This is a genomic window from Absicoccus intestinalis, assembly GCF_033971885.1.
GTDB classification, from domain to species: Bacteria; Bacillota_I; Bacilli_A; order Erysipelotrichales; family Erysipelotrichaceae; genus Absicoccus; species Absicoccus intestinalis.
Genome location: NZ_JALBUS010000010.1, coordinates 20,538 through 35,568 on the forward strand (window position 1 = coordinate 20,538; position 15,031 = coordinate 35,568).

Genomic DNA, 15,031 nt, shown 5'->3' on the forward strand with positions numbered 1-15,031 from the left:
ACAAAGGCCTAGCATTTCTGCTAGACCGACTCATTTTCAAATACTTCTTGCATCGATGGTACCGTTTCTTTATTGGTTTGTTCTTCATATTCTTTCAAAGATGCAATGGCTTCTTTGGACATCGGAATCAAAACGATCATATTAAAGATTGTCATCAAACCAATGCCAATATCACCCAGATCCCAGACAAAGGTATAGGTCGCTAAACCACCAATGAACAATTGTGTTAATGCCAGGATCTTATAGATGGTTTGTGGCAACCAACGATCGCCAAAAAGATAAGCCACATTGCTGCGTGCATAATACAAGATCCCAATAAATGTTGAAAAACTAAACAGCCACAAGACAATCGCAATAAAGATGACACCCACTTGACCAAAATGATAGGACATCGCACTCTGCAACAAATCCATACCTTGTAGTCCATTGATCACTGCATGTGGCGCAGTCAACATGATCATAGCTGTACACGTACAAATCACGATCGTATCAATAAAGACACCTAAACTTTGGAGCATGCCACTTTTGACTGGATGAGAAACATGACTCGTAGCCGAAGCACAAGGAGCCGATCCTGAACCGGCTTCATTAGAAAATAAACCACGTTTGACTCCATTCATCAAAACAGCGCCGAAACCACCTGCAACCATTTGTTTCAAGCCAAACGCTTGAACAAAGATTTCATGGATGACCGAAGGTAAAACCGTAATATTACGAACCATGACATAAATGGTCAATCCAAAATAGAAACAAGCCATGATCGGTACGATCACATCCAGTACTTTGACCGTCATGTTTTTACGTAACACGATCCAAGCCGCTAGCACGACCAAGACAATCGTGGTATAAATCGGTGGAATATGAAAGGCATTCTCAAATGCAGAAGACACCGAATTACCTACCACTTGACTAATACCGAACCAACACAATAGACCCGATAACGCAAATAAGATCGCGATGATACTTTTCTTTTGTTTCGTTTTACGAGTAAAGAAGGCATGAATGTAGTAGGCTGGCCCACCACGATAGCCACCATATAATGGATCTCTTTCATGATAGAGCTGAGCTAGGGTGGCTTCCACAAAAGCCGTTGAAGAACCTAGGATGGCAGTCAGCCACATCCAAAATACCGCACCAGCACCACCCGCACTGATAGCGGCGACAACGCCTACTAAATTTCCCATACCAACCCGAGTAGCCGTTGAAACGATCAAGCCTTCCAATCCCGATATGGCATGGGCTTCTTGATCTTTCTTTTCCATGGTGATCTGAATCATATCTTTAAAATGCCGAATGGGTAAAAAACGTGTTCGAATCGAAAAAAAGATACCAGCCGGAATCAGGATCAACACCAACAACGATAATCCAACATGAAAATGCGGCAATGAAATGGTGATCAAATCACCCCACAATAAATTATAAATAAACTGTACAAACGCCATTGTTACACCTTGACTTTCTCATCGTTCAATATAGAATAAAATTATATATTTGTACAATTAATAGTCTTTATAATAAGCATTGGCAATTCTTATGGAAACAAAACTCATTCAAACATTTATTACTGTCGCTGAACTCAATAGCTTCTCGCAAGCCGCTAAAAAACTGGGTTATTCCCAACCAACCGTTTCGCTACAAATCAAACAATTAGAAGAAGAACTCCACGTGCCCCTTTTTGAACGCGTTGGTCACACGATCAAGTTGACAGAACAAGGCCATCAAAAACTCATGATGGCGCAAGCCATTCATCATGAACTACAAGCTTTTATTACCCCAAAAACAGATAGCTATCAAGGTTCGGTCCATATTGCGATGGCTGATTCTTTATGTGATCCCCTTATCACCAAACACTTTCAACAATTTCATGAACAATATCCCCATATTGACTGGATCATCACGACCGGAGGCACCTTTGATATGTATTCGATGATCGATCACAATCAAGTCGATATCGTATGTACCTTGGATGATCATTTATACGATATGACCCACTTAGTGACAAACGAAGAAAAGATTCCCTGCCATTTTGTTGCCGCTAAACAACATCCCTTAGCCCATCAAAAAAACATACCGATTGAACAACTCATGCAATATGATTTCATCTTGACCGAAAAGAATATGAGCTATCGTCGTAAGTTAGATACTCTTCTTGCCCAAAAACAATGGGAAATCAAACCCATTCTTGAATTTGCGTCGACCCAGGATATTTGTGAAATTATCCGGCAAAATGTCGGGATTTCCTTCTTACCTGATTTTGTGGTCGAGCCCTACATCGAAAAACACGAAATTGTCTATTTAGATATTCCCGACATTCAACTCCATGTTTGGAAACAAATCTTTATCCACAAAGAAAAATGGATCAGTCCTGTCCTTCAAGCAACCATTGATTTTTTATCCAACATTCATCTACAAAAAAAGAGCTTACTGTGAGCTCTTCTCTTTTGCTTCCTTATCACGATCAAACGCAATTAATTTGGCGATGATCTCATCACAAATTTGATCCGTGTTTTTTCCATCCGTCGCTACGATCACATCTGCCACGGCACGATATTTATCTTTTCGCTGATTCAATAAATCTGTGATAAATTCTACATTCATATGGTTATTTAAGATGGGTCTTTCATCACTGTCTTTGACCCGTTCTAAAATGGTTTCTGGTGTGGCAGTCAATAAAACGATTCGACCATTCTTCTTCATATGATCCGCATTATCTGGTCGCAGGATCACTCCGCCACCACAAGAAATGATACCTTGTTTGACTTTTTGTAGTTCAATCAAACAGTTCGATTCCAAATTACGGAAGTAGATTTCACCATATTCATCAAAAATCTCGGAAATGGACATACCCTGTTTCTTTACGATCATGTCATCCATTTCAATTCGATGCATTTCCAATTTACGCTCCAACTCACTCGCAATGGTCGTTTTTCCAGCCCCCATGAAACCAATCAAGAAGACATTATAATCAAATAAAGCCTTGGCCTGAACCCGACGTGAATTCTTCATGATATATTTGAAAACATCCAAAATCTCTTCTTCAAATTCATTATCTTTTAAATATTCCTCTAAGGCCTTAGTTTGTTTCTCTTCTTGTTCTGGCTGTAAGATAGGAATACCTGTTGCTTTTTTATACGCAATGATATCTTGGATCAATTCCATTCGATCGGCTAAAGCATCAATGATACGAACATCGGTATTCCCAATCTTCTCACGAATTTCTTCTAACTGTTTTGTATCGCTCATATATTTTTCACCTCAAAAAAAATAGCCACGTTTATGTGGCTATCATTATACCTTATCTCCATTTTTCCGACAAGTTGGATTTATTGATTGGCCTCTTTCATATATGCACGCACCAACGATGCATCCACTTGTTTCTCAATCGCTTCATAGACCTTTTCACTACGCGTATCCATTTCTGCTTGTGTTGCCATATCCAACGTAATGATTTGCGTACCACTATCCTTGATTGTTTGAATACGGGAAGCAATGCGCTGATCCGACTGTTTTCGTGCATATTCTTTCGCAATCTGCGCTGCCTGACGAATGATCTTCTGTTGATTCTTTGGCAAAGACTTCATAAATTCACTTGAAACCGTCAAAGAAATCAAATGCGGTAAATGATTGGTTTCTACGATATAATCTTGTTGCTCATACAATTTATTGGAAACAATGACTTCATATGGATTTTCTTGTGCATCGATAGTTCCTTGCTGCAAACCAATATAAACTTCCGAAAAAGTCATTGGTGTTGGACTGGCCCCTAATTGTTTCCAAAACATCATATGATAAGAATTTTCCATTGTTCGAATCTTTTGACCTTTAAAATCATCGATGGACGTGATTTTTTTATTGGTGGACATGACACGGAAGCCTTGATCGGCATAACCAAGCAATTCATAACCGCCTTCGTTGTACACTTTCTGAATTTTTTCCATGAATTCGGGATCATCAATAGCCGTTCGTACCAAGTTAATATCATTATAGACACGAGGCATATCAAAAACCGCAATATCCGGCATAAAAGTGACTTGTGGTGCTGTGTTTTGCACCACAAACGGAATATCTCCATCCTTTTGACTTTCCAACAATTCACGATCACCACCCAATACACTATTGGGATACACTTGGATTTTCATCTTACCCTGACTCAATCGTGAAACTTCTTGTGCAAACTTTTCTGCATAAATCTGGGTAACGGTATCTTCTGGACTCGATGTTCCCAATGGCCAAGCATATCGTTGTGTACCCGTACTGGCTTGGGTCCCACAACCAGCTAAGGAAAGGGATAAAATCCCACTCAATGCAAGGGCAGTTATTTTTTTCAATGGATGTTTCATTCGATTCTACCCTCCTAATAAACACAAACTGATTTGTGGAATAAATGTGATCAATAATAAGGCAATCAAGAAGATTCCAATCATTGGCATCGCCTTACGAGCAATATCCATGACTGGCACTTCCGTTAGTGAACTAGCTACAAACAAGTTGACGCCAATTGGTGGTGTCACAAAACCGATGGCTAAGTTGACGACCATCATGACACCAAAATGAATTGGATTCATACCTACTTGCGTGACAATTGGCACTAGGATTGGTGACAAGATCAAAATCGCTGGAGTTGTATCCATGACCATACCAACTACCAATAAGAACGCATTGATCACCAACAATAAAACAACCTTGTTTGTAAAGTGGGATAAGATCCAAGCACTAATGGTTTGTGGCACTTGCATCAACGTTAATACACGCGAGAAAGCCACAGCAGCGGCCAAGATAAATAAAATAGGTGCATACGTATGAACAGCTTCGACAAAGATATGCCAAATATCCGTAAATTTCAATGTCTTATATACAAACAAACTAATGATCAAAGCATAGAAGACCGAAATCACGGCAGCTTCGGTTGGCGAAGCAATACCTGAATAAATACAGCCTAAAATGATAACTGGACTCAACAAAGCCAAGAAACCATCTTTGAATACTTTTAGAAAACCGGCTTCATGCAATTCACTGACTTTCGCATCGATCTTTTCTTTATCTTCGCCATATCGTTTACAGTAATAAACGCAATATGCCATCAATAAGAACCCAATCAATAAACCAGGCACGATACCGGCAATGAACAAATTACTGACCGATTCCCCACTGGCCATCGCAAACATGATAAATGGAATGCTTGGTGGTATAATAACGCCTAAACCACCAGCTACCGCAACGATCGCAATGGAAAATCGTTTATCATAGCCCAGTTCCAACAAAAAAGGAATGGTCATAGAACCTACCGCTGCTACTGAAGCAGGGGCTGATCCGGAAATGGCTCCATAAAACAAACACGTAACTACTACAGCACACGGAATACCCGCAGTGAGTTTACCTAAAAAATAGGCAAAAATATCAAATAATTTCTTAGAAATCTGTCCATGTGCCATGATAATACCAGCCAGCACAAACATAGGGACAGCCAGTAAAGGAAAGCTATCAATACCACCCAACATGGAACGAATCACAAAACTACCACTCGCCGTAAAACTTGGATCAAACAATCCTGGCAATACAGCTACGATGCCTAATGAAATAGAAATAGGTACAGCAATCAATAGACAAATGGCAAAAATAATAAATACAACTCCAACTGACATATTACTTACCCTTTTCCTTTACTGTATCGCTAATTTCATCTGCCAATGTTCCTTCTTCTGGAAAATCCACATCCTTCTTCAATACGATTTCCATATTGATGAACCAACGCTGGATCAAACGAATGCCTGTTAAGATGAAACAAAAGAAAGGTGCTGCTTGCACATAATACATGGGAATGCCGCATGCAGGTGATAACTGACCACTTTCAATGGTTGCCACCAAATAACGATAGGCATAGGGAATCAATACCCCAAAGAAGAGAATGGAAATTGTCAAGTTCACAACTTTAAACATAGCCTCTCCACGTTTTGGAAACATTTTGATAAACTGATCGATCTTGATCGAAATACACTTTCGCGTACAAAGACTGACACTTAAAAAAGCAGACCAGATAAATAAATACCGGGTGATTTCTTCTGACCACGACAAAGAAACACCAAGTAAATAACGCGAAATCACTTGCATGCCCATGATCACTGCCATCGCAATCAGAAGGAGCACCATCAGTATTTCTTCGAGATTTTCTTCTAAATACTTCAGAACTTTCATCCTACTTTCCTCTCTGAATAATAATAAAATTATACTTAAATAAAAAGCACATGTCACGCAGAAGATGACATATGCTTCCTTGCTTTTTACAGACTCTTATGAATCAATGTTAAGATCGTATTTAGATCTTCGGCATTCATTTGACCAGGTGCTGATACTTTGCCAACCGCACCAAAGGTAGCTGCCGAACCAAATACCTCACCACACAAACGTGAAATTAATCCCGTACCTGCCATGGACATGGTGATAATTGGCCGATCTGCATAATTTGTTGCCATCTCTTCAGTAGCCGCTAATAATGTCAATACATCCTTTTTATTGTTTGGCATTACCGCAATCTTTGGGATATCGGCGCCTTGTTCCTGCATCTTACGTAACCGCGAAACAATATCTGCTTGATCTGGTGTCTTATCAAAATCATGATTGGAAGCTACGACTTTTACATTGTTTTGATGAGCAACCTCAATGATTTGTGCTACATAGTCATCACCAGTAAAAGCTTCTACATCCACTAAATCAACCAAACCCGTTTGCGCCATTTTTTGATTCAATGCCACATAAACATCTGGCTCAATGGCTTTTTCGCCACCCTCTTTTGCGGTACGGAAAGTAAACAAGATGGGTGTGTCTTGCAAAACATCACGTAAAGCTTGCGCTACATCCTTGACTTGATCAAAATCAAATACACCTTCAAACCAATCTACTCGCCATTCCACAATGTCTAATTCAACATTCGCAAATGACTTGGCAGCAGCAATAATTTCATCTTTTGTTTGGCCAACAATTGGCACGATGATCTTCGGAAGACCTTCGCCAATCGTGACATTTTTTACTTGTACTCTATTCATCTTTTTTATCCTTGTTCTACCGAATCAACCATTTTCGTATAACGTAAGTTTACATACAATCCCAATAATACGCCAATACCAGTGATCACGATATTCATGACCATGACTTGGCTCGGTGCCATTTTTGAAGCAGCCGTTAAGATCGTATAGTTACATAAAGAAGAAGCAATCATGACCAATGCCGTTACAGTTCCTTTGATTTTTGGGAACAACATATTACATACCGAAGTCGCAATCTGAAGCAATCCACCAGCTCCAGCCCAACCAATAACAAAAGAACCAAGGATCATCAAGCTTTGTGTCTTACCAATCAACACAACGATCATAGTGATCAAGCAGATGGCAGGATACACCAAGATAAAACGAACATCTTTGATCTTACGTGTTAATAAGGCCGTCACGATCAAGGCAAGGATCGTACCAGCGGAATAATACGTTTGCATGATGGAAGGATTGGCCCAACCCACATTTTCGACTGCAAAGTTTTGCGCACAATTTAACCATAACTGGAATGTACCCGTACAAGTGAAACCAATCAAGATCATCGCAATGGATTCCAACGAGAAATGCGTATGTTTTAAACTTTCTACTAAGCCTTCCTTCTTGCCTTCGGCTTTTTGATCAGCATCTGGCAATGGGAAGATCATTACTAGTACAAATAGAATAAGGTACGCAATACCACAAATCCAAAATAAACGATTATACGATGTCAATCCAGCAGCTGTTGTTGAAACTGTCACACCTAAGAAGAAAGGCAACAACATTTGCGAAATCGCGATAAAGAATTTGATTCCCATTGTTGCGACACCTGGTGCCGAATAGAAGATTTCAGTAACAGCTGGATAAATTCCTGTATCCAAGAAAGAGTTGGCAATACCACCAACAATGGCACAAATATACGCAATTTGATATCCACCATTTGGACCGGCATTAAACGCAAAAGCCAAACCAATCAAGTAAATCGCATAGGAAGCACTACCAATCGCAGTAGAAATACGACGTCCCAATTTATCCGATAATGGACCGGCAAATGGCAACGCGATCAATCGTCCTAAACCAAGTGCTGCCGAAATAGCTGTAATGGCCATGGCTTCCACTTGCCATGAAGCCGCAAGTGCATCTTTGATCAATGCTTGTCCTAAAACAGAGCATCCCACACCATGGATAAAGTAATTCAAGTACATGATCAATGCACTAGGCAAATATTTTTTCTTCATTTATTTGTCTCCCTTTTTCTCTTTTATTATTCGTATTTAATTCCTAAGACTTCTTTCATGTGTTCGATTGGCATATCATGACCCGTCCACATTTTGAAACCAGCAGCCCCTTGGAACAACATCATGCCAAATCCATTCATTTTCTTGCATCCAACTTCTTCTGCCATTTCCAAGAATCTTGTTTTGGCTGGCGCATATACCGTATCCGTTACGATCAAATCAGGACGTAGATACGAAGTATCTGGCAACCAAGTTTGTCCTTCCAATGGTTTCATTCCCATACCAGTTGCGTTTGCCAGTAAATAGGAATCGGCAATTTCACGACGCAAGGCTTCTTTATCATCTAAATCAAACAATTGTGCATGACAGTTTGTCTTTTCATTGATTTTCTTTACTGTTGCTTGCGCATTTTCCCAGAATTTATCATGACGATTAAAGATGGAAATTTCTTTTACACCATCCAATGCTGCTTGGATTTCAATGGCAGTAGCCGCACCACCAGCACCAGCAATCGTCATTTTCTTACCAATGACATCGATATCATAGTCTTTCAAAGATTCCATATAACCAATTCCATCGGTGATATGTCCAGTCAATACACCATTATCATTTGTGATCGTATTGACCGCTCCACATAATTCAGCAGCTGGTGATAATTTATCCAAATATTGTCCAACCACGGTTTTGTTTGGCATGGAAACATTGGAACCAACCATTTTCAATGCACGCAATCCTTTGATGGCATCTTCCAAAGTGCTGTTATCTACTTCGAAAGCCAAATATGCATAATCAAGTCCTAAATATGCGAATGCTTCATTATGCATTGCAGGTGAACTTGAATGACGAATGGGATAAGCCATTAAACCAATCAATTCTGTGTGTCCTGTTAATCTTTCAGTCATTTTCTTTCTCCTTTTGTCTTACATGTTAAAAATTTAACAATTCATGGGTATTATAATCTAGCCATCTTTGCATTTCTAATATCATTTTTGTTGGAAATCAGTACATTCAATGTATTAATGATGATATAATTGTCGCAGGAGAAACATTGTGACATTAAATCAAATATTATATTTTCATCGTGCTGCTACATTGGAACACTTCAATTTGGCCGCTGAAAGTCTACATATTTCGGAACCCTCCCTTTCGCGATCCATTTCTTCCTTGGAACAAGAACTAGGAACATCTTTATTTGAAAAGAAGGGTCGAAATGTCTCATTGACCAAAGCCGGGCGACTTTTTTTAGAGCAAGCCACCATTATCTTGAATGATATCAGTACCGCTCGTATGCGGATGCATGAATTTACTGAAAGTGGTGGACATGTCGTCATTGCGTATGTAGCACCACTGGCCCATTGGTTTTTACCTTCTTTGGTCAAACATTTCAAACAATCGGTGGATAATCGCAATATCCAATTTAATTTTTATGAAGGATATACCGATGAGAACATCAAAGGACTTCGTGAAAAAAAATATGATTTGGTGTTTGGTTCCAGTAAAGAAGATCAACCCGATGTCACTTTTATTCCAATATTGAAACAAGAAATGGTTGTTTTATTGCCAAAAGATCATCCCATGGTCAATGAAAAATATCTTGATCATACGATCTTTTCAAAATATCCCGTCTTGTGCTACGATCCCAAAACAGGTTTAGGAAAAACAACCGTGAATTACTTCAAAGAATATAATGTCCATCCCAATATTACGAGTACCTTTCCAGATGAAGACAGTTTGGCTGCCTTTGTTGCGGATGGTTTTGGCATTGCCTTGGCCAGTGATTCGAAACCCATCTATCGGGATGATATCGTAATCAAACGATTGATCCCGGAAGAACAATTTATGCATACGATATATATGGCTTATTTAAAGCACGCGGTGCAAATGCCCGCGGTACGAAAAATGATCGAGTATGTCAAAACAAATGCAGGAGCAATGTGAGATTGCTCTTTTTTAATAGTTTTTTTGTACTAATTTTGAACAAAATAAGAATTAGACATTCATTCCCCGGTTCTTTACACTTGTAGATGGTTAATTGTTAGTATTTTAACAAGCAAGGAGAGGAAACATGAAAAGTAAGTATTCACACATTTTTTCACCATTTACAGTACAACGCATGACCACGAAGAATCGTATTGTCATGACGCCAATGGGTACAAACTTTGGTGAACATAGTGGCGAAATGAGTTTTTTACACATTAATTATTATGAACAACGTGCCAAAGGAGGCGTTGGCCTTTTAACAGTCGAAAATGCCAGTGTCTATTCCCCACAAGGATCAAACGGAACGACCCAATTACGCATTGACCGCGATGAATTCATCCCTCGTTTATTCAATTTATGCGAGCGTGTGCATAAACATGGAGCATGCATCTCGATCCAATTAAATCATGCCGGTGCCAGTGCCATGTCATCCAGAACGGGAGAACAACCTGTCTCTGCTTCTAATATTCCAAGCAAAGAAGGTGGCGAAATTCCTCGTCCATTGGAAAAAGATGAAATCTATATGATCGTTAAAAAATATGGAGAAGCTGCCAAGCGTGCCCAAATTGCTGGTTTTGATGCCGTAGAGATCCATGCTGGACACTCTTATTTATTGAGCCAATTCTTAAGTCCATTGACAAACAAGCGTACCGATGAATTTGGTGGCAGTGCGGAAAATCGAGCTCGATTTACTCGTTTAGTCATTGATGAAGTCCGCAACCAAGTGGGTCCTTTCTTCCCAATTTTTGTACGTATCAGTGCCGATGAATTCTTAGATGGTGGAAACACATTGGATGATTGTATCGATTACTTACAATATTTCGGTGACAATGTCGATGTGTATGATGTATCGGCCGGCTTAAATGGTTCCATTCAATATCAATTGGATGCCAACTATATGCCTGATGGATGGCGTTCGTATATGGCACGTCGTGTCAAGGAAGCCTATGGCAAACCAGTTGTAACCGTTGGTAACATCCGTGATCCTCAAGTTGCTGAAGATATCTTAGCTCGTGGTGATGCCGACTTAATCGGTATGGGACGTGGTTTGATTGCCGATCCAGATTGGGTCAATAAAGTCGAATTCGGACATGAAGAAGACATTCGTAAATGTATTTCTTGTAACGTTGGTTGTGCCGGTCATCGAATTGGTTTAAATCAACCAATTCGTTGTACTGTCAATCCAGCTGTCAATAGTGGTGCCGATTATTATAAACAAAAAGTCAATAAACCATGCAACGTAGTTGTTGTTGGTGGTGGAACGGCTGGTTTAGAAGCCGCTTGCACTGCCGCAGAAGTCGGTTGTACAACTTTCTTGCTGGAAAAGAGCAATCAATTGGGTGGTCTTGCATCGATCATTTCCAACATTCCGGATAAAACTAGAATGAAAGACTTCCCTAAATACTTGATCCATCGTGCTTCCAAACTACATAATTTATTCATCTTTAAGAATACGGAAGCAACGGTTGATTTGGTCAAGAGCTTAAATCCCGACATCATTGTCAATGCGACAGGTTCCACGCCAACCTTGCCACCAATTACCGGTCTTCATGATTTAGTCGATAAAGAAGGTACACGTGTAGCTACTGTATTAAAGATGATCGAACGAATGGATACCTATCCAGAAGATATGAAAGGTCAAAAAGTCGCTGTCGTTGGTGGTGGTGCTGTCGGACTTGATGTGATGGAATACTTCACTGAAAAAGGAGCCGCTGTCACAATGATCGAGATGTTACCAATCATCGGTAATGGTTTAGATCCTGTCACAAAATGTGATACCCAAACCAAAATGAAGAAATACAATGTGAGACAAATGACAAAGACCGCTCTTCAAGAAGTACACAATGATAAATTTGTGGTAAAGAATCCAGAAGGTGAAATTGAAGATGTACCATTCGATTATGGCTTCATTTGTTTAGGTATGCGTGCAAGCACTCCAGTTTTAAAAGACTTAGAAGAAGCATATGCCGATACCAATGTGGAAGTTTATAATATTGGTGATAGTAAACGTGCTCGTCGTATCATTGAAGGTACGACCGAAGGACGTAACGTGATCGAAGTATTAAAACGTCACGATTTTATGTAAAAAAAGAAAATGGATCATATCTTTGATATGATCCATTTTTTTTATTCCGCAAAGAATTTTTCTTTCACTTCTTCAACTGGCATGTCCATTCCTGTATACAGCTTGAAAGCCGCTACACCTTGCCACAGCAACATGCCTTTACCACCAACGGTTTGACAACCATGAGCTTTGGCATCCTTTAATAATTTGGTTTCTACTGGATTGTATACCGTATCCGCTACAACCAAACCTTCATGGAAAACCGACATATCATCAACCACGGACTTATCATCCATTGGTTTCATACCAACGATCGTGGCATTCACCAAGATATCACTATCTAAGATTTCCTTCTTAAAAGCTTCCTTATCCGCCAAATCGATCACATTCACTTTACATGCAGGAACCGCATCCATGATCTTTTTCGCTGTTTCTTCAATACGTGGGAAGAAAGCATCCTTAATATTGAAAATGGAAATTTCACGAGCACCATCCAAGGCTAACTGTACCTCAATGGCTGTGGCTGCTCCACCACCACCCACAATGGTGATTTTCTTATCTTTCACTTCGACACCATGATCACGTAAATTATTATTGAAACCCTCCCCATCGGTAATATGACCAACCAATTTACCATCTTCATTGACAATCGTATTGACCGCGCCAATAATCTTGGCGGCTGGGGAAAGTTCATCTACATTCTGGGCTGCCGCAATTTTATCTGGCATCGTGACGTTGCATCCACGCATATGGAAAGTCCGCATGGCTTGTAAAGCATCGGGTACTTGATCTTCTTTGATATCGAAGGCAACATAGACATAATCCAATCCCAATCGTTCAAAACTGTAATTATACATAGCTGGTGACCCCGAATGGCCGACCGGCGATCCAATTAAAGCTAATAATCCTGTTTTTCCTGAAATTCTGTCTGTTGTCATAAACGTCTCCTTTTATTATGTAGGTACATCATATCAAATAGAGAATTCGATTTCCATTGATTTTGAAAATATTTTCATTTTTGTTTTCAGTTTTGTTACATTATCGCGTGTGCAACGAAGCCAAAAAGGCCAAGTAACAACCAAAATCGCCACAACGTTTACGGAAATACTTTCCATCTTTTTCGTAACCAATACGATCTCGCCATGCACAACGATATCCCATCGAACGAAGATAATTCGCTAATTCATCCAATTCATAGATCACCTTATTGTGTTTTTTGGTTCGCTCATCATTCATCGCATGATTCTCTTCCTTAGTCTGTATCGCCCATTTGGTACGAATATCCATATATGAGATACCGGCACGCAATAAACGATGATAATATTCAAGTGCAATCAGATCCTGACCAATCTCCATGATCATTTGATCATGAATTTGTGCCACATCATCAATAGTAAAAGCTTCTGGTTTTGTTTCATACGTACGAATTGTAAAAATCTCCATGTAAATCACCCATACTTATTATAGTCCTTTTCTTAAATAAATTAAAAAAACTGCTGATATCAGCAGTCTTTCCAAACCTCTTCGGCAATTGTTTTGATCAAGCTCAATTTTTTCCATTGATCCTCATCCGTAATTTTATTTCCCTCTTCCGTCGAAGAGAAACCACATTGTGTAGATAAACACAATTGATCCAATGGTACATAGGTTGTTGCTTCCTGAATACGTGCTTTCACAGCTTCGGGATCTTCCAATTGTGCAAATTTCGAAGTAACCAATCCCAAGACGACTTTTTGATCTTGGATAAAGGATAATGGTCGAAAATCACCCGAACGATCTGAATCATATTCTAAGAAGAAACCATCCACATGACAGTTCTTAAATAGAATATCTGTGACTGGTTCATAACCTCCACTTGAGAACCAAGTAGAACGGAAATTACCACGACAAATATGCATCGTGATCGTCATATCATCTGGCTTGGCATCGATGATCTGATTGATCATCTTAACATATTTCCGACCTACTTCATCCACATTGATTCCTTTTTGGGCATAATTCTTTCGTTTGGAAGCATCACAGAATTCACCCCAAGACGTATCATCCAATTGTAAGTAACGACAACCTAAATCATAAAACGCATGAACCGCTTTGATGTACGCTTTCGCAATATCATCCAATAATACATCTTCATTATCTTTATATCGATCGATTGGTTGATACGTATCACTGGAACGTACACACGCAATCAAATGCAACATGCTTGGTGAAGGAATGGTTTGTTTCAGATCCACATCACCGGCAATGGATTTTAAATACGCAAAGTGAGATAAGAAAGGATGGTCTTCAGGAAAATCTACTTGATCCGTAAACGTTAAAGTGGCTCCTTTTGGCTTATCTCCCTTGAATTCAACCGACCAATTGGTTTGATCCACATGTTGAACGCCATCTAATTCTTCCAAGAAATCCAAATGCCACATTCTCCGGCGAAATTCGCCATCGGTCACTGCTTTTAAACCAACGGCCTTTTCTTTTTCGACCAATTCTTTGATGGCCTTATCTTCAACCGTTGTTAATTCTGCCTTAGAAATAGCTCCCTTGGCATATTGAGCGCGCGCTTCTTTTAAGTAGGCCGGGCGCAAAAAACTACCTACGATATCATAACGATATGGTCTTTGACTCATACTTCATTCTCCTTTTCAGTATCTTTACTTTACCGCAAAAGGAGTTATTTTAATAATAGTTAATAATTAGTTCATTCATAGTTTTAAACTATAACACATACAAAA

At 39.5% G+C, this 15,031-nt stretch carries 14 protein-coding genes; 3 read left to right on the forward strand and 11 right to left on the reverse strand.

The features are described from left to right. Positions 1-20: 20 nt before the first annotated feature. Positions 21-1,442: an alanine/glycine:cation symporter family protein gene (locus MOZ64_RS07325; protein ID WP_320325930.1), complete on the reverse strand. Its 1,422-nt coding sequence runs from the start codon at positions 1,440-1,442 to the stop codon at positions 21-23. Between the two features lie 91 nt (positions 1,443-1,533). On the opposite strand from MOZ64_RS07325, the gene MOZ64_RS07330 reads away from it, so the two are divergent. After that, positions 1,534-2,430, forward strand: coding sequence for a LysR family transcriptional regulator (locus MOZ64_RS07330; protein ID WP_320325931.1), 897 nt, complete (start codon positions 1,534-1,536; stop codon positions 2,428-2,430). Here the strand turns inward: MOZ64_RS07330 and MOZ64_RS07335 are convergent. The 7 genes from MOZ64_RS07335 to MOZ64_RS07365 form a co-directional block, all read right to left on the reverse strand. After that, a complete protein-coding gene (locus tag MOZ64_RS07335) occupies positions 2,422-3,243 on the reverse strand; it encodes a shikimate kinase (protein ID WP_320325932.1) in 822 nt (273 codons plus the stop codon). The genes MOZ64_RS07330 and MOZ64_RS07335 overlap by 9 nt on opposite strands. A gap of 80 nt (positions 3,244-3,323) precedes the next feature. Then, positions 3,324-4,340 carry a TRAP transporter substrate-binding protein gene (locus tag MOZ64_RS07340; protein WP_320325933.1) on the reverse strand — a complete coding sequence of 339 codons (1,017 nt, stop codon included), beginning with the start codon at positions 4,338-4,340 and terminating at the stop codon, positions 3,324-3,326. Positions 4,341-4,346: 6 nt separating this feature from the next. Continuing rightward, positions 4,347-5,642, reverse strand: coding sequence for a TRAP transporter large permease (locus MOZ64_RS07345; protein WP_320325934.1), 1,296 nt, complete (start codon positions 5,640-5,642; stop codon positions 4,347-4,349). A gap of 1 nt (position 5,643) precedes the next feature. After that, a complete protein-coding gene (locus MOZ64_RS07350) occupies positions 5,644-6,192 on the reverse strand; it encodes a TRAP transporter small permease (protein WP_173446580.1) in 549 nt (182 codons plus the stop codon). A gap of 86 nt (positions 6,193-6,278) precedes the next feature. After that, positions 6,279-7,040, reverse strand: a complete 762-nt coding sequence (gene aroD, locus MOZ64_RS07355) for a type I 3-dehydroquinate dehydratase (protein WP_320325935.1) — start codon at positions 7,038-7,040, stop codon at positions 6,279-6,281. A 5-nt stretch (positions 7,041-7,045) separates the two neighbouring features. Further along, positions 7,046-8,257: an MFS transporter gene (locus MOZ64_RS07360; RefSeq protein WP_128520088.1), complete on the reverse strand. Its 1,212-nt coding sequence runs from the start codon at positions 8,255-8,257 to the stop codon at positions 7,046-7,048. Between the two features lie 26 nt (positions 8,258-8,283). Continuing rightward, positions 8,284-9,159, reverse strand: coding sequence for a shikimate dehydrogenase (locus MOZ64_RS07365; protein WP_128520089.1), 876 nt, complete (start codon positions 9,157-9,159; stop codon positions 8,284-8,286). 148 nt (positions 9,160-9,307) lie between these two features. On the opposite strand from MOZ64_RS07365, the gene MOZ64_RS07370 reads away from it, so the two are divergent. Together MOZ64_RS07370 and MOZ64_RS07375 are read left to right on the forward strand one after the other, a co-directional pair. Next, the gene (locus MOZ64_RS07370; RefSeq protein ID WP_277633650.1) at positions 9,308-10,195 is read left to right on the forward strand and encodes a LysR family transcriptional regulator; all 888 of its coding nucleotides are present in this window, start codon (positions 9,308-9,310) and stop codon (positions 10,193-10,195) included. A 127-nt stretch (positions 10,196-10,322) separates the two neighbouring features. After that, positions 10,323-12,323, forward strand: a complete 2,001-nt coding sequence (locus tag MOZ64_RS07375) for an oxidoreductase (RefSeq protein WP_320325936.1) — start codon at positions 10,323-10,325, stop codon at positions 12,321-12,323. A 41-nt stretch (positions 12,324-12,364) separates the two neighbouring features. Here the strand turns inward: MOZ64_RS07375 and aroE are convergent, their stop codons facing one another. The 3 genes from aroE to MOZ64_RS07390 all read right to left on the reverse strand — a co-directional run bounded on the left by aroE (position 12,365) and on the right by MOZ64_RS07390 (position 14,926). Then, positions 12,365-13,240 (reverse strand): shikimate dehydrogenase, encoded by an 876-nt coding sequence (aroE, locus tag MOZ64_RS07380; protein WP_320325937.1) that lies wholly within the window; start codon positions 13,238-13,240, stop codon positions 12,365-12,367. Between the two features lie 100 nt (positions 13,241-13,340). After that, on the reverse strand, positions 13,341-13,745 hold the full coding sequence (locus MOZ64_RS07385) for a hypothetical protein (protein ID WP_320325938.1): 405 nt from the start codon (positions 13,743-13,745) through the stop codon (positions 13,341-13,343). A gap of 59 nt (positions 13,746-13,804) precedes the next feature. Then, the gene (locus MOZ64_RS07390; RefSeq protein ID WP_320325939.1) at positions 13,805-14,926 is read right to left on the reverse strand and encodes a 5-methyltetrahydropteroyltriglutamate--homocysteine S-methyltransferase; all 1,122 of its coding nucleotides are present in this window, start codon (positions 14,924-14,926) and stop codon (positions 13,805-13,807) included. Between the last annotated feature and the right edge of the window lie 105 nt (positions 14,927-15,031).